This window comes from Butyricicoccus faecihominis (genome assembly GCF_024462775.1).
Taxonomy (GTDB): Bacteria; Bacillota; Clostridia; order Oscillospirales; family Butyricicoccaceae; genus Agathobaculum; species Agathobaculum faecihominis_A.
In genome coordinates this window covers 326,401-341,074 of record NZ_JANGCE010000001.1, presented here as the reverse complement: position 1 = coordinate 341,074, position 14,674 = coordinate 326,401, and the positions used below count along the sequence as shown (strand labels likewise).

The 14,674-nt window shown below is 56.9% G+C and carries 13 protein-coding genes; all 13 read right to left on the bottom strand.

The features are described from left to right. Positions 1 to 121: 121 nt before the first annotated feature. On the bottom strand, positions 122 to 931 hold the full coding sequence (locus NE562_RS01650; protein ID WP_280960646.1) for a Cof-type HAD-IIB family hydrolase: 810 nt from the start codon (positions 929 to 931) through the stop codon (positions 122 to 124). After that, on the bottom strand, positions 928 to 1,848 hold the full coding sequence (locus tag NE562_RS01645; RefSeq protein ID WP_280960645.1) for an RluA family pseudouridine synthase: 921 nt from the start codon (positions 1,846 to 1,848) through the stop codon (positions 928 to 930). The genes NE562_RS01650 and NE562_RS01645 overlap by 4 nt, the downstream gene beginning before the upstream one ends. After that, a complete protein-coding gene (gene lspA, locus NE562_RS01640; RefSeq protein WP_280960644.1) occupies positions 1,841 to 2,332 on the bottom strand; it encodes a signal peptidase II in 492 nt (163 codons plus the stop codon). The genes NE562_RS01645 and lspA overlap by 8 nt, the downstream gene beginning before the upstream one ends. A gap of 66 nt (positions 2,333 to 2,398) precedes the next feature. Next, positions 2,399 to 5,188 (bottom strand): isoleucine--tRNA ligase, encoded by a 2,790-nt coding sequence (gene ileS / locus NE562_RS01635; protein ID WP_280960643.1) that lies wholly within the window; start codon positions 5,186 to 5,188, stop codon positions 2,399 to 2,401. Positions 5,189 to 5,223: 35 nt separating this feature from the next. Beyond that, positions 5,224 to 5,910, bottom strand: coding sequence for a DivIVA domain-containing protein (locus NE562_RS01630; RefSeq protein WP_280960642.1), 687 nt, complete (start codon positions 5,908 to 5,910; stop codon positions 5,224 to 5,226). A 159-nt stretch (positions 5,911 to 6,069) separates the two neighbouring features. Next, positions 6,070 to 6,330, bottom strand: a complete 261-nt coding sequence (locus NE562_RS01625; protein WP_280960641.1) for a YggT family protein — start codon at positions 6,328 to 6,330, stop codon at positions 6,070 to 6,072. Positions 6,331 to 6,341: 11 nt separating this feature from the next. Next, the gene (locus NE562_RS01620) at positions 6,342 to 6,803 is read right to left on the bottom strand and encodes a cell division protein SepF (protein ID WP_280960640.1); all 462 of its coding nucleotides are present in this window, start codon (positions 6,801 to 6,803) and stop codon (positions 6,342 to 6,344) included. A gap of 26 nt (positions 6,804 to 6,829) precedes the next feature. Continuing rightward, entirely contained in the window at positions 6,830 to 7,549 is a 720-nt protein-coding gene (locus tag NE562_RS01615) for a YggS family pyridoxal phosphate-dependent enzyme (protein WP_280960639.1), read from the bottom strand. Beyond that, positions 7,546 to 8,814: an HlyD family efflux transporter periplasmic adaptor subunit gene (locus NE562_RS01610; RefSeq protein ID WP_280960638.1), complete on the bottom strand. Its 1,269-nt coding sequence runs from the start codon at positions 8,812 to 8,814 to the stop codon at positions 7,546 to 7,548. Before NE562_RS01610 ends, NE562_RS01615 begins: the two co-directional genes overlap by 4 nt. A gap of 21 nt (positions 8,815 to 8,835) precedes the next feature. Continuing rightward, on the bottom strand, positions 8,836 to 9,090 hold the full coding sequence (hfq, locus tag NE562_RS01605; RefSeq protein WP_280960652.1) for an RNA chaperone Hfq: 255 nt from the start codon (positions 9,088 to 9,090) through the stop codon (positions 8,836 to 8,838). Positions 9,091 to 9,116: 26 nt separating this feature from the next. Then, positions 9,117 to 10,058 (bottom strand): tRNA (adenosine(37)-N6)-dimethylallyltransferase MiaA, encoded by a 942-nt coding sequence (gene miaA, locus NE562_RS01600; RefSeq protein ID WP_280960637.1) that lies wholly within the window; start codon positions 10,056 to 10,058, stop codon positions 9,117 to 9,119. Positions 10,059 to 10,068: 10 nt separating this feature from the next. Then, positions 10,069 to 12,039 carry a DNA mismatch repair endonuclease MutL gene (gene mutL / locus NE562_RS01595; protein WP_280960636.1) on the bottom strand — a complete coding sequence of 657 codons (1,971 nt, stop codon included), beginning with the start codon at positions 12,037 to 12,039 and terminating at the stop codon, positions 10,069 to 10,071. A gap of 43 nt (positions 12,040 to 12,082) precedes the next feature. After that, complete coding sequence (mutS, locus tag NE562_RS01590) at positions 12,083 to 14,674, bottom strand: DNA mismatch repair protein MutS (protein ID WP_280960635.1); 2,592 nt, start codon at positions 14,672 to 14,674, stop codon at positions 12,083 to 12,085.

Here is a 14,674-nt window from a genome sequence, read left to right as displayed (position 1 = left end):
GCGTCAGCATACCCTAAGGCGCTGGGTGCGTTCAACTAATCCAATTATACAAAATAAAGATTTTGTATAATTAAGGGGAGGGGTTTACCAACCAAACCAGAACGGCCCTCTGAATTTTATTTTAAGTGTATTGTTTGTCCAGCCATTCCACAGCATCGGCCACGGCGCCGCGATTGTTATCGCAGACGACAACGTCCGCAACCTTTACGATATCTGTTTCGGCATTTTGAGGTGCAAATCCGATATGCGCGGTGCGCAGCATCATCTCATCGTTATAGCTGTCGCCGACCGCATAAATGTTTTGTTCAGCCACACCACAGCGCGCTGCGATCGATCGCAAGGCTGTACCCTTGTGTACGCCCAGCGCTGTGATTTCACAGAACGACGGCATGCTGGAAGAGATACAAAACCGATCCGCATAAGGCTGCAGCAGCTCTCTCAGCTGCCGCATCACGGCCGGGTCTCCGGTTAGGTTGATCTTGCACCAGCCGGCGGTGTCGCCAAGCTCATCCTGTGCGACCAATTCGTAGTCGAGCTTTAAGATCCGTAGGTGTTCCGCCGTGACTTCACCCATCTGCCGGATCAGGATCCGGTCATCTACAAAGATTTCACAACCGATTTGTGAAAAAGTTGACAATGCTACGCTGATCAGTTCCTTCGTGTCCGCCGGCATACCGGCGCAGCGCAGCACTTTATGCTGTTCATCCATCACCAGCGAGCCGTTCAGCAGGCTATACGGCGCATTAAACGGCAGCTGCGGCAGATAGGCTAAAATCGCTTTGGGCGCGCGGCCGGTCGCCAGAGAGAACAGTCCCCCCTGCTCGGTAAAGTGACGGAGTGCCTGCTCGTTGCGGGGCGAAATGCGCCGGTCGCTGTCTAGCAGCGTGCCGTCCATGTCGCAGGCCAAAAGGACGCCTTCAAACTTTTTCATTCCATACGCTCCAGTTTAGCAAGAATTTCTGTAAAGTATAGGGGCAGCGGGGCGCAAAATTCCATTAGTTCCCCTGTTTTGGGATGCCGCAGCGTCAAACGCACGGCATGCAGACACTGTCCCCCGATACTAGAAAAACGATCTTTTTTCAGGCCATACAACGGGTCCCCGATAATCGGATGTCCCAGCGACGCCATGTGTACGCGAATTTGATGCGTGCGGCCGGTTTCCAGTTGGAACGACAGGTGCGTATAGCCGTGATACCGTTTGATGACCTGATAGTGCGTCACCGCTTCGCGGCCGCCTTCGATGATCGCCATCTTCTTGCGATCGGTCTTATGGCGGGCGATCGGCTTATCCACCACGCCTTCATCGAGTCGCGGCGATCCCACAACGATTGCTTCATAGCCGCGAAACGCGCTATGCGACGCAATTTGGGCGGCTAGGCCTTGGTGTGACGCATCGTTTTTAGCGACCACGAGCAGGCCGCTCGTATCTTTATCAATCCGGTGCACGATACCGGGCCGGTGCTCGCCGTTAATGCCGGATAAGCTGTCGCCGCAGTGATACATCAGCGCATTGACCAACGTGCCCGACCAGTTTCCAGCAGCCGGATGAACGACCATGCCGCGCGGCTTATTGACCACGATGATATCCGCATCTTCATAGACTATATCAAGCGGTATATTTTCAGGAAGCAGCTCAGTTTCGCGGAGCGCGGGTATGGTAACGGTAATCTGTTCGCCGCCAAGCAGCTTGTAATTCTTTTTCAGTTTTTTCCCCTTCACGACGACCGCACCGTCGCTGAGCAGGTTCTGCGCCGCCGAACGGGTCAGTCCTTCGATCTGCTCCGATAGGTAACTATCGATCCGCTTGCCCGCGTCCTCCGACATAGCGGAAAGGATATGCTCATTCATGGTCTTCCGTCTCCTGAGTCACGGCGGGTTCTTTATCCTTATGCTGGAACAGCACGTAGATCACAAACAGCAGCCCGCCCAAACAAATAAAAATATCGGCAACGTTGAACACAGGAAAATGGATCAATCGAAAGTCAAAAAGATCGACCACAAAACCGCGTACCGCACGGTCTATCGCGTTGCCTAGAGCACCGGCGGCAACCAGCACAAGGGACCAGCGGCCCAGATTGCTCTGGATGACGCCTTTGTGCAGCACATAGATGATCACAATAGTGATCACCGTTGCGAGCACGACAAAAAGCCATGGAGAGTCAAACTTCGCAAACAGGCTGAACGCCGCGCCGCGATTTTCTACATAGGTCAGATGGAATACGTTTTCGATCACCGGGATCGTCCCTTGTGGCTGCAAAACAGTCAGCGCCCAGTATTTTACCGCCTGATCGGCGGCGATCATCAGCACAGCCGCGATGATGAAGAAAGGCATAGATGAAACTCCTTTTCGTAAAAAAGGGGAACAGATACATTTCTGTTCCCCCTTCCCCTTTTCATTTCAGCCGACGACCTGTGCGCAGCGCGCGCACAGCGCCGGATGCTTGGCATCCGTACCGACGGAGTGGGATTGTTTCCAGCAGCGCAGGCATTTTTCGCCAGCGGCCCGCTGAACCGCAATCGTCAGGCCCGGGAAGTATTCGCTCGCCATCCCCTCGCCCTCGCCGGAAACGACTTTGAGTTCGGAAACGATGCAAAGATCGGCCAGATCCTGACCGCAGCCGCTAAGCATCTTTGCGTCTTCTTCAGACGCGTAAATCGTGACGCTGGCTTCTAGCGGCTTGCCGATTACCTTTTCGTTTCGCGCGCCCTCAAGCGCCTTGTTCACGTCATCGCGGAAAGCGGTAAGCTTGCTCCACTTTGCCATGCCGGCCTCATCGAACGTATAGGCGTCGCAGGCGGAAGGCATATCGTTATAGGCGACATTGCGGGTATCGTCTCCCTCGCCGTGCGGCATAGCCTGCCAGATCTCATCCGCAGTAAAGCAAAGGATCGGCGAGAGCATACGCACCAGCGCGTTGAGGATCAGGTACATCGCAGTCTGCGCGGAACGGCGGCTTAAGCCGGTCGTATCGTCGCAGTACAGACGATCTTTGATCACATCCAGATAGAAATTCGACATATCCACCACACAGAAGTTATGAATCGCGTGGAAGACGGTGTGGAATTCATACGCATCATAACCGGCGCGCACCTTAGCGGTAAGCTCGCTCAACTTCATCAGCGCCCATTTATCCAGTTCAGGCATATCCGCATAGGCGATCTGATCCTTTGCGGGATCAAAATCGCTGAGATTGCCGAGGATATAACGCGCCGTATTGCGGATTTTCAGATAATTCTGCGACAAGTGCTTGAGCATGTCCTTGGAAATGCGCATATCCTGCCGATAATCGGCGGAAGCGACCCAAAGGCGCATGACGTCGGCGCCGTACTGGTTCAGGATATCGTCCGGCGCAATGCCGTTGCCAAGCGACTTGGACATTTTCTGACGTTCTTCATCCACGATCATGCCGTGTGTGATGACGGTCTTGTAGGGCGCCTTGCCCTGTGTTGCGATCGAGGTGAGCATGGAGGACTGGAACCAGCCGCGGTATTGGTCGTTGCCCTCGAGATAAACGTCCACCGGGGTCTGCTGGCCCTCGCGGTTTTCAATCACCGCGCGCCAAGACGAGCCGGAATCGAACCAAACGTCCATGGTATCGGTTTCTTTTTCAAACTCGTGGCTGCCGCATTCGCAAGTGACATCGGCGGGCAGAATCTCGCTTGCGTCCAGTTCAAACCAAGCGTTCGAGCCCTTTTCGCGGAACAGGTCGGCAACCAAGCGGATCGTCTGCTCGCTTACGAGCGGCTTACCGCATTTTTTGCAGGTAAAGATCGGAATCGGTACGCCCCAGACGCGCTGGCGCGAAATACACCAATCCGAACGTTCGCGGATCATCGAGGTCATGCGCTCCTCGCCCCAAGCAGGGATCCATTTGATACCGGCGCAGGCCTTCACCGCATCGTCCTTGAGCGCGTCGATCGAGCAGAACCACTGTTCGGTCGCGCGGAAAATGATCGGGTTCTTGCAGCGCCAGCAGTGCGGATAGCTGTGCACGATGTTTTCAATCGCCAGCAGCGCATGGCAAGCCTTGAGATCCTCCAAAATGACGGGCGTGGACTTTTCGTAGTACATACCGGCATACTTGCCCGCATCCTTTGTTGTGATGCCTCTGCCGTCGACCGGGACGATGATCGGAATGTCGTACTTTTGACAGACGACAAAGTCGTCCGCGCCAAAGCCGGGCGCGGTGTGTACGCAGCCGGTACCGGCGTCAAGCGTAACATGGTCGCCGCAGAGGATGACGCTTTCGCGATCCATAACCGGATGCTTGGTGCGCATCATCTCTAAATCCGAGCCCATCAGCGTGCCGACGACCTCATACGAATCGATCCCCGCCGCCTTCATGACCGCGGCGGCCAGTTCCTTGGCCAGCACATAAATATCGCCGGAAGGAACCTTCACCAGATCATACGCAAACGCGGGATTGACCGAGATTGCCAAGTTGCCCGGCAACGTCCAAGTCGTCGTTGTCCAGATGACGAAGTATACATGATCCAGACCGCCGGTAATCGGGCTGATCTTGCCCTTATCGTCGGTCACATGGAACTTTACATAGATGGACGAGCACGGCTCGTCCTGATATTCAATTTCAGCCTCGGCCAGCGCGGTCTCATCGTGCGGGCACCAGTAGACGGGCTTTAGGCCCTTGTAAATATAGCCCTTTTTCGCCATCTCGCCGAAAATCTCGATCTGGCTGGCCTCGTAATCATGCGTCAGCGTCAGGTACGGGCGATCCCACTCGCCGATTACGCCGAGGCGCTTGAATTGCGTGCGCTGCGTATCGACGTGCGCCTGTGCAAATTCCTCGCACTTAGAGCGGAACTCCGCAGTCGACACCTTGTCCCGATCCATGCCGTAGGCCTTGATCGCCTGCCGCTCGATCGGCAGGCCGTGCGTATCCCAGCCCGGGATATAGGGCGCCTGAAAGCCCGCCATATTTTTATAGCGCACAATGAAATCCTTCAGAATCTTGTTGAGCGCATGCCCCATATGCAGATTGCCGTTGGCATACGGAGGGCCGTCGTGCAGAACAAAGAGCGGCTTGCCTTCGTTCTTTTGCATCAGTGTCTGATAAAGATCGTCCTTTTCCCAGCCTGTCAGAAAATCAGGCTCGCGCTTTGGCAAACCTGCGCGCATGGGAAAATCGGTTTTGGGAAGATTGATCGTCTGGTTGTAATCCTGCGACATACCGTCGTGTCCGTCCTTTCGTGTTTGGGCTTTCCTTATTTAACATCCTTGGGATCGTAATCGTTCCCAAATTTCAGTTCGCCAAAATCAAAGTTTTTTTCTGTTCTGCCGCTATCCGGCATGGGTATACGGCGGGTCGCTTCCGCGACCGGCTCATCCCCCTTTTCAGCGGTTTCATCCTCGATGATATTGGATACCTGCTGTCCCACCTGCTGGTCGAGCGGCTGGGTCTGTTGCTGCGCCGGGGACTTGGGCGCTTGCTCGCGAACAAGCTTTTCCGCCTTCGCCAGATCGGCCAGCGCCTTTGCCTGCGCCTGATAGACCGCGGAAACGCGATATATAAAGTCCGACGTATATTTGCGCGCCGTTTTCAGCTTCTGCTCCTCCAGCGCGATTTCGCCCTGCGTGGTCTTGACCTTGTTTTCCGTTTCGTTTTTGGCGGCGGCAAGGATCTGCTCCGCTTCCGCCTTGGCCTTGTCGACCGTTTCCTGCGCAATGCTCTGCGCGCTCATCAGCGCGCGGCGCATGCCGTCCTCCACGCCGCGGTATTCCTCGATCTTATCGACAAGAACCTTCATTTTGGCCTTGAGCGCGGCGTTTTCCTTCTGCATCGTGGCAAATTCCTCGGCCACGCGCTCCAAAAAGGTATCGACCGACTTCATATCATAGCCGCCGAAGACCGCCTTTTCAAAACCGATTTCCTGAATTTCCTGCACCGTCATATCGTTTTTCCTCCGTACTTTCGCGCCGGTTTGCCCGGCGCTTTTCTGCTTATCTTTCTATATTGCCGTTAAACACGGTAAAATGGCCGGGCGAACCCGACCACCTCGAACCGAAACCATGGTTTCGTCAGTTTGCTGCGGCATACCCGCTGAAAAGACCTATAGGCTGTAAAGTAAAACCTGTAGTAACTCCAGCATTAAAAACGCTGCAAAAAACGGTATGTCCAGCGGAAAGCCGCGCAGGATCTGTAAGCGATCAAACAAGGCGCGAAACGGCATAATGACCGGCTCTGTGATGAGATAAAGAAACTCCTGAATCTTACTGCCCTGAGAGAACCAAGACATGATCGCACGCGCGAAGAACATAAACTCAAAACACCGGATGATGGACGAAACTAGATAAATTACAAAATGATTCACGTTATTCAGCCTTAAAAGTACATGCCGTTGTTTTCCAGCTCATCGATCAGATCACCCATGATATCGACGTTATACGGCGTTATGATGTATGTGCTGTTTGCAACTTTTTTTATTTTACCTTCATTGGCATAAGCCACTCCGCTGAGGAAATCGACCAAGCGACGCGCAACGTCCTTATTGGTCTGCTCTAAGTTGAGCACAACCGTGCGCTTGTCCTTGAGATGGTCGGCAATCTCGGCGGCGTTTTCAAACCGGTCGGGCTTAACGAGCACAACAGCCAGTTGCGTTGTCGCGTTGATATTGACGACCTTATTGCTGCGTCGTACGGAAGATGTGGTCTCGGGCGCGTCGAACGCGGACGGCGAAGACGAGATAGCGGGTTCCTCCGCGCGCTGGCGGGGCACCTGCTCGTCAAAATCGTCTTCGACATCTTCCCCCTTGACCCAATCAATAAAACCCTTGATCGAACCCATAGAAAGTTCCTCCTTATGACTTGCGGCTAGGGAACGGGATAGGGACGCGCGCCAAAAATCGCCGTGCCGATCCGAACCATGTTGGAACCGCATGAAATCGCTGTTTCAAAGTCATTTGTCATACCCATAGACAAATAATCCATATTTACATTATCGTATTTTTTCGTCAAAATGTCAACAAATATCTGGTGCATTTCGTTGAAATAGCGCAAATTTTTCGTGGTTTCATCTGCAATCGGCGGAATTGCCATCAGGCCGCGGATACGTATTGCGGGCAGCAAACGCAGCTGATCGAGCGCTTCCGGGAGCATTTCGGGCATAAGTCCGCTCTTTGCCTGCTCCCTGCCGATGTTGACTTCCAGCAAAATATCCTGCGTGATCCCCTTTTTTGCAGCTTCTTTTGCGATCGCCTGCCCGAGCTTCAGGGAGCCGACCGACTGGATGAGAGATACCTTGCCGATCAGATATTTGATTTTATTAGACTGCAGCGTGCCGATAAATTGCAGATCAGCGCCCGCGTAGGCGTTTTGTTCATATTTATCGGTCAGCTCCTGCACGCGGTTTTCGCCGCATACGCGAATGCCCGCCTCGATTGCGGCGCGCACCCTGTCCGCGTCGTTCATCTTGGTCGCGGCGACAAGGGTGATATCCTCCGCGCGGCGGCCGCTGGCTACGGCCGCGCGCGCAACGTGCGCCTGCACGTCCTTTATTCTTTCCGCCAGCGTTATTCTCTCTTCTTGTGTCATGTGTTCACCACCATATTATTTTGCAGGCCCTTACCGCGCACGATGATCTTATCCTGCGCTACCAGAGCGCTCGCGTCGGTCGCGCTCTGTTCGACGACATAATACGAATCTGTCTCAAAAAGCGGTGTGATATTTTTAAATTTGGTAACCGAACCGCTCAGGATGAATACGCCGAGGCGGCTGTTTCCTTCGGAATCGGTCATCATGCGCGCGGCCTCCTTCGGCACTTTCAAGCCGGTGTAGGTGCCGAGGATGATATCGATCGGCTGGTCACGCATCGAAACCATCTCGCTGTTAAACTCATTACCCTCCAAAACGATCAGCGCGGTCTCCGCGTCCCGTTCCTTGTTGACGGCATATACCGTTGCCGCCGTTTCGATCGAAGCGCGCGTAAAATTGACGCGCACGCTGCCCGCCTTGGCCAGCCGGTCGGCTTCCGCGACAGGCACCTCGGCGGCAAGATACCAGCTAAAGCCCTGCACGATCTTGCCAAGCGCGTCGTCAGCCCGCACGGGTTTGGTCTCGGTCAAATCCCGGAACTCCTCCACGGTCATTTTTTCGAGCTGATCGGGGTTTAGGATGCTTTCATATCCGTCCACGATCTCGGAAAAATAGCCGGAGGCGGGCGAAGTGATCTGATTGGTGCGTCCGGAGACCTGCTGGGACAGGCTTTGCTGCTCGCCTGTCAACGCGTCGCGCTCCGCTGAAACCGTGGCGGCGTCCAGATTGCCCGCGTCGCGCTTGAGCGAGAGCGAGCGCAGAGACTCCACGGCGGGCGCGAGCGTCGTGCCCGAACCGGACTTGAGAAGCGCCGTCATTTGCTGTAGATTCAGCGTGATCAACTGGTCGAGCTTGGCCGCGTCCGAACCGTCGCCCGCGGTTTGTAGCGCGGCGTCGAGCGTGGCGATCTGGCCTTCGACCTCTTCGAGCTCGCGGCTGAGGGACAACGTCTGCTCGTCCGCGTAAACGGTGGCCAGCGCCGCGTCCTGCTGCACACGCTCGCCACTGTAAACGATGTGCTTTACCGTGGAGCTTTCACTGCCGGACACGGTGGTTTCCGTACGGAAAAACCAACCGTTCGCCGCAAAGCTGTCGTTCGCCGTGATATGCACCGCGCTGGCCGTCTCGATCGAGCCGGAAAAGGCGGAATAGATTTGCGCGCCCAGATAAACGACTAAGAGCACAGAAATGACGATCAAGATCGGCCTTGCGCCTGTGCCCTGTCTTTGATTTTGTTTTTGTTTGGCTTTTGTCTTTTTCGCCATGGCTTGTCCTCGCTATGTAATTTATTCCGCGCCGTCATTCTCCTCCCTGTGTCCGGAAAGATCCACGCGATGCTGCGGAATAATGGTGGATATGGCATGTTTATAGATCATCTGCTGCTTGCCGTCGCTTTCCAGAATAACGGTGAAATTATCATAGCCGCGCACGGCGCCCCGCATCTGAAAGCCGTTGGTCAGGAACACGGTCACGTTTTGGCCTTGCTGGCGCACCGCGCAAAGCATTCTGTCCTGTAGGTTGATTTCGTTTCTCACAACAATTCCTCCATAATTTACAAATTATGGTCTCATTGTACACCGTGTTTTTGCAGATATTTTGTCGTTTCTTGGAGGAGGAAGCGAAGTTCTTCCCCTTTATTATAATAGATCCAGTGGATCCTGTCATCCTTTTTCAGCCATGTCAGCTGTCTTTTCGCGTAGTTGCGGCTGCGGCGCTTGAGTAGCTCGGTGCATGCGGCGAGCGTCGCTTCGCCGTGCAAATAGGCCGTTAATTCCTTGTAGCCGATCGCCTGCGCGGCGGTCCCGGTCAGGCGGCCGGCCTCCAAAAGGCGGCGGGTCTCTTCCAGCAGGCCCTGTTCCAGCATCTGATCGACGCGGCGGTCGATGCGTTCATAAAGCACCTGCCGGTCGGCCGGGCATACGCCGATCATCAGCGCGTCGTATTTGGGCGCGGGCCGCTTATTTTTCCTATTCAACTCGCCAATCGTCATGCCGGTCTGCTCGTACACCTCGAGCGCGCGGATCACGCGTTTGAGATTATTGGGGTGCAGGTTGCCCGCGCTTTCGGGGTCGACCCGCGCAAGACAGGCATGCACCGCGTCGTTCCCCTGCTCCCGCGCCATGAGGCGATATTTTTCGCGCACGGCCTCGTCGGTCTCGTTGCCGGAAAAGGCGGCGCATTCGATCAGCGCGTTCATATAAAGCCCGGTTCCGCCCGCGACGATCGGCACCATGCCACGGCGCAGGATATCGGCGGCGGCGCCGTCCGCAAGCTCGACATAGCGTGCAACGGAAAAGCTCTCATCCGGCTCGCACACGTCGATCAGATGATGCGGTACGCCCTCGCGCTCGGCCAGCGTGGGCTTGGCCGTGCCGATATCGAGATAGCGGTACACCTGCATCGAATCAGCCGATATAATTTCCGTATCCAGCATTTTGGCAAGCGCAACGGCAAGCGCAGTTTTGCCGCTCGCCGTTGGACCGCACAGGCAGATCAGGCGGTTATCCATCGGTTCACTCCTATTGGTTGACACGCTTAAACAGCTTGTCCAGCTCGTATTTGGTCAGTCGTACGGTGGTGGGTCTGCCATGGGGGCACGAACGCACGTCCTCGTCGCTCAGCACCCGGTCGCACAGATCCTGCAATTCCGTCAGCGAAGTCGCCTTGCCCGCTTTGATGGCGGCCTTGCAGGCGACCATATGGATCAGATCGTCTAGCCGGTCGGGCACGGGCGCGCGGCTGGTCAGCGTCTTTTCCGCCAGCTCGCTGATCACCGCGGGGATATCGCCGAAATCCAGATAAGCGGGCGCAGAACGAACAGCAAAGCTATTTTCCCCAAAAGGATCCACGTCAAACCCGGCCTGCAGCAGTTCGTTGAGCTGCTCGCGCAGCACGGCGGCCTGCTCGGCCGTCAATTCGACAACGGCGGGCGTCAATAGCTCTTGTGAGGGGATAACGCTCTCCCGGCGCAGCTTATTGAACAGCATGCGCTCATGCGCGGCGTGTTTATCGATTAAAATCAGTCCGTCCGCGTCCTCCGCAATCAAGTAGGTGTGGAAGCACTCGCCGATCACGCGCGCGCCGCCGGTAATCGTCTGAACCGCCGGCTCCTGCTTTTCGGCGGGTACCGCCGGCATGGCGGCGAGCGCTTGCTCCGGCGGCGCCTGTACCGGTTCCGCCTCCTCTCGCAGCGGCTGAAGCAGCGCCGGGTCGACGCGCCGCGGCGCAAAGCCGGGCGCGGATTGATAGGGCTGCATAGGCGCGGCGGCCGTGTCGCTTTCTATGGGCCGCTGAGGACGCACAGCGCGCGGCGGCACGGCGACAAAAAAGTCTTCTATGGGCGGCGGCGCGTTTTTTTCCTCACGCGGAAGCGCCTCATGCGCTGTCGCGGGTGGCGAAACCGGAACCGCGATCTGCTGCTGCGCGGCCGAAAGATTATCCTCCCGGGGCGCGGGCGTGGGAGCCGGTTTTTCCTGATGCGTCAAGAGCGGGATATTATCGCCCGCCGCGAGCGCATTTTTGCAGGCGATATAGACGGCCTCGAACACCGGCTTTTCCTGCGAAAATTTCACCTCTGTTTTAGCCGGATGCACGTTAACGTCGACCGAATTCAGCGGCAATTCCAGAAAGACCGCGCCGGAGGGGTACTTGCCCGTGATCATGGCATTGCGGTACGCTTCTTCCATCGCAGCCTGCATCAGCTTGCTTTTGACATAGCGGCCGTTGACGAAAAAATGCTGCATGCCCCGGTTGGGACGCCCCAGATGAGGCTTGACGATATAGCCGGTCACCGTCATATTTTGGTGCTCGGTTTTGGGGACGGGCAGCATGCTATCGGTCATTTCCTTGCCGAAAACAGCAAACACGGGCGCGATCAGCTTGCCGCGCCCATCGGTCGTAAAGACCTGCTTGCCGTCCCGGATCATGGTGAAACCGATCTCGGGATGCGACAGCGCCGCGTGCTGCACAACGCCGAGAATATAGCCCGCTTCGGTAAAGTCCTTTTTTAGAAATTTCATGCGCGCGGGCGTATTATAAAACAGATCGCGCACAACCATGGTCGTGCCCACCGGGCAGCCCGCTTCTTCGCACGTCTTTATCTGGCCCGCTTCCAGATGCAGGTGCAGGCCCGCGATCGCGTCGGCCTGACGGGTAAACAGATCGATGCGGGTGACGGAGGAAATAGCGGCCAGCGCTTCGCCACGGAAACCGAGCGTGCCGATCTTGTTCAGATCCTCCTCGGTGCGCAGCTTACTGGTCGCGTGGCGGCGAAACGCGATGGGCGCGTCCTCCGCCGCGATACCGCAGCCGTTATCCGCGATGCGCAGATAGGATATGCCGCCGTTTTCGATTTCCACCGTGATACGCGTCGCACCCGCGTCGATCGCGTTTTCCACCAGCTCTTTCGCAACGGACGCAGGCCGTTCGACGACCTCGCCCGCCGCGATCAGGTCGGCCAAATGCGGGGATAGTTCATGGATGATTGCCATTTTGATTCCTTTCAGAAGGTCGGGTCAAATACAGCGCTTGTTGTCAAAGCAGCTTTTTCAGCTCGTACAGTGCGTTGAGCGCCTCGATCGGCGTCATGGTATCCACCTGCATGGCGCGCAGGCGGTCGGCCACAGCGCCGCCGGAAAGCTCGTTCATGGTAAGCTGCGGCGCTTCTTCCTTGCTCTCTACGGCGCGCACCTCGGGCTTGGGCGCGGTGGCTTCCAGATCGGCAAGCACGTGCTTGGCGCGGCGGATCACCGCGTTTGGCACGCCGGCAAGTCCGGCCACTTCAATGCCGTAGCTGTCGTCCGCTCCACCGCGGACGATCTTGCGCAAAAAGGTGATATCGTCTCCGCGCTTCTTCACCGCGATGTTGTAGTTCTTTACGCCCGGCACAAGGTCTTCCAGCGCGGTCAATTCGTGATAATGGGTGGCAAACAGCGTGCGCGCGCCGATTTTTTTCATATCCGTGACGTATTCGACGACTGCGCGCGCGATCGACATGCCGTCGTATGTCGATGTGCCGCGTCCGATCTCATCCAGCACGATCAGGCTGGCCTTGGTCGCGTTTTTTAAGATTTCGGCAACCTCGGTCATCTCTACCATGAAGGTGGACTGGCCGCTCGCCAGATCGTCCGACGCACCGACGCGGGTAAACACGCGGTCGGCCACGCCGATGTGCGCCGCGGCCGCCGGTACGAACGAGCCGATCTGCGCCATGATGGTGATCAGCGCCACTTGGCGCATATAAGTAGATTTGCCGGCCATGTTGGGCCCGGTGATGATGGCGGTGCGGTTTTCCTTGTTATCGAGCACCGTGTCGTTCGGGATAAACAGGCTGTCCGCCAGCATTTTTTCCACCACTGGATGGCGGCCGTCCCGGATATCGATGCGGCCGGAAAAGTCGACCGTGGGGCAAACATAGTTGTTTTCCGCCGCCGCTTCCGCGAGCGCGCACAGCACATCCAGCGTGGCGAGCGCCTGCGCGGTGGCCTGTACGCGGTGCACCTCGGCGCCGACCGCTTCGCGCACCTGAACAAACACCTCGTATTCGAGCGCCGTCAGGCGTTCCTGCGCGCCGAGCACCGTGCTTTCGAGCGTTTTAAGCTCCTCTGTGATATAGCGCTCGCAGTTCGCGAGCGTCTGTTTGCGGATATAATGATCCGGCACCATGCTCACATTGGACTTCGTTACCTCGATATAATAGCCGAACACGCGGTTGTAGCCGATCTTCAGGCCCTTGATTCCCGTTTTTTCGCGCTCGACCTGCTCGATCGCCGCGATTTCCCCCTTGCCGCCGCTGGCCAGATCGCGCAGGTGGTCGATCTCTTCGTGGTGTCCGGTACGGATCAGTCCGCCGTCGCGTAGGCTGATCGGCGGTTCGTCCACAATCGCGGAGGCGATCAGCACGCGCACATCCTCCAAAAGATCAATCCTGCCGGTCAGTTCGCGCAGCAAACCCGTGCCGAAGCGCGAAGCCTCCTCGCGAATGGCGGGCAGATGCTCGATCGCGGCGCAGAGCGCCCGCAGATCGCGCGCGCCGGCCGTGCCGTATACCACGCGGCCGATCAGCCGTTCCATGTCGAACACCCGGTTGAGCTCGTCGGCGAGCGCGCCCCGCGCGATCACATCTTCAAACAGCGCGCTCACCGCGTGCTGCCTCCGTTCGATATGGAGCGGGTTGCGCAGCGGTTTTTCAATCCACTGCCGGATCAGGCGCGCGCCCATGGCGGTTTTGGTGCGGTCCAGCACCCACAGCAGCGTGCCGCGCTTTTCCTGCGTGCGCATGGTCTCGCACAGCTCTAAATTGCGGCGGGCGATCAGGTCTACCTCCATGTATTTGCCCTGCTGGTATACCTGCAAGGAGTTGAGGTTCGCAAGGCTCGATTTTTGCGTTTGTTCCAGATAGCAGAGCATGCCGCCGATGCTTTGCGCGGCCTGCGGCAGCTCGGTCAATCCGACCGCGTCAAAGTCGGTCACGCGAAAACGATCGATGATGCGCTTTGACGCAGCGTCCGCGTCAAAGCTTGCCTCGGGCATGGGCTCGATCAAGGCTTCCAGCCGTTCATGCAGAAAGGCCGTAAGCTGCGCTTCTCCCGCCGCTTCCCCGCCGACCAGCACCTCACGCGGGCCAAACCGGCCCAGCTCGCTGAGGATCTCGCCCCAAGAATCCGAGCCGGTCGCGTAAGCTTCGCCTGTCGTGATATCGGCAAAGCAAACGCCGATCCGGCCGCCCGCGGAAAAAACGCAGCCGAGAAAATTGTTGCGGTTTTCATCCAGCATGGAGGATTCAATCACCGTGCCGGGCGTTACCATGCGAACAATCTCACGGCGGACAAGGCCCTTGGCCAGCTTGGGATCCTCCACCTGCTCGCAGATCGCGACCTTATAGCCCTTCCGCACCAGCTTGGCGATATAACCTTCCGCGCTGTGGTAAGGAACGCCGCACATAGGCGCGCGCTCCTCCTGCCCGCAGTCGCGGCCGGTCAGGGTCAGTTCAAGCTCGCGTGAAGCGAGCTTGGCGTCGTCAAAAAACATTTCGTAGAAATCGCCCAAGCGGTAAAACAGAATATAATCCCGGTGCTTGTCCTTGATCTCAAAATACTGCTTCATCATGGGCGTAAGTTCTGCCAT

Bases quoted from the DNA above. Each gene is read 5' to 3' on its own strand.
- NE562_RS01650 (WP_280960646.1), bottom strand. From the start codon at position 931: ATGAAAAAGTTTGAAGGCGTCCTTTTGGCCTGCGACATGGACGGCACG.
- NE562_RS01645 (WP_280960645.1), bottom strand. From the start codon at position 1,848: ATGAATGAGCATATCCTTTCCGCTATGTCGGAGGACGCGGGCAAGCGG.
- lspA (WP_280960644.1), bottom strand. From the start codon at position 2,332: ATGCCTTTCTTCATCATCGCGGCTGTGCTGATGATCGCCGCCGATCAG.
- ileS (WP_280960643.1), bottom strand. From the start codon at position 5,188: ATGTCGCAGGATTACAACCAGACGATCAATCTTCCCAAAACCGATTTT.
- NE562_RS01630 (WP_280960642.1), bottom strand. From the start codon at position 5,910: ATGACGGTGCAGGAAATTCAGGAAATCGGTTTTGAAAAGGCGGTCTTC.
- NE562_RS01620 (WP_280960640.1), bottom strand. From the start codon at position 6,803: ATGGGTTCGATCAAGGGTTTTATTGATTGGGTCAAGGGGGAAGATGTC.
- NE562_RS01615 (WP_280960639.1), bottom strand. From the start codon at position 7,549: ATGACACAAGAAGAGAGAATAACGCTGGCGGAAAGAATAAAGGACGTG.
- NE562_RS01610 (WP_280960638.1), bottom strand. From the start codon at position 8,814: ATGGCGAAAAAGACAAAAGCCAAACAAAAACAAAATCAAAGACAGGGC.
- miaA (WP_280960637.1), bottom strand. From the start codon at position 10,058: ATGGATAACCGCCTGATCTGCCTGTGCGGTCCAACGGCGAGCGGCAAA.
- mutL (WP_280960636.1), bottom strand. From the start codon at position 12,039: ATGGCAATCATCCATGAACTATCCCCGCATTTGGCCGACCTGATCGCG.
- mutS (WP_280960635.1), bottom strand. From the start codon at position 14,674: ATGGCAGAACTTACGCCCATGATGAAGCAGTATTTTGAGATCAAGGAC.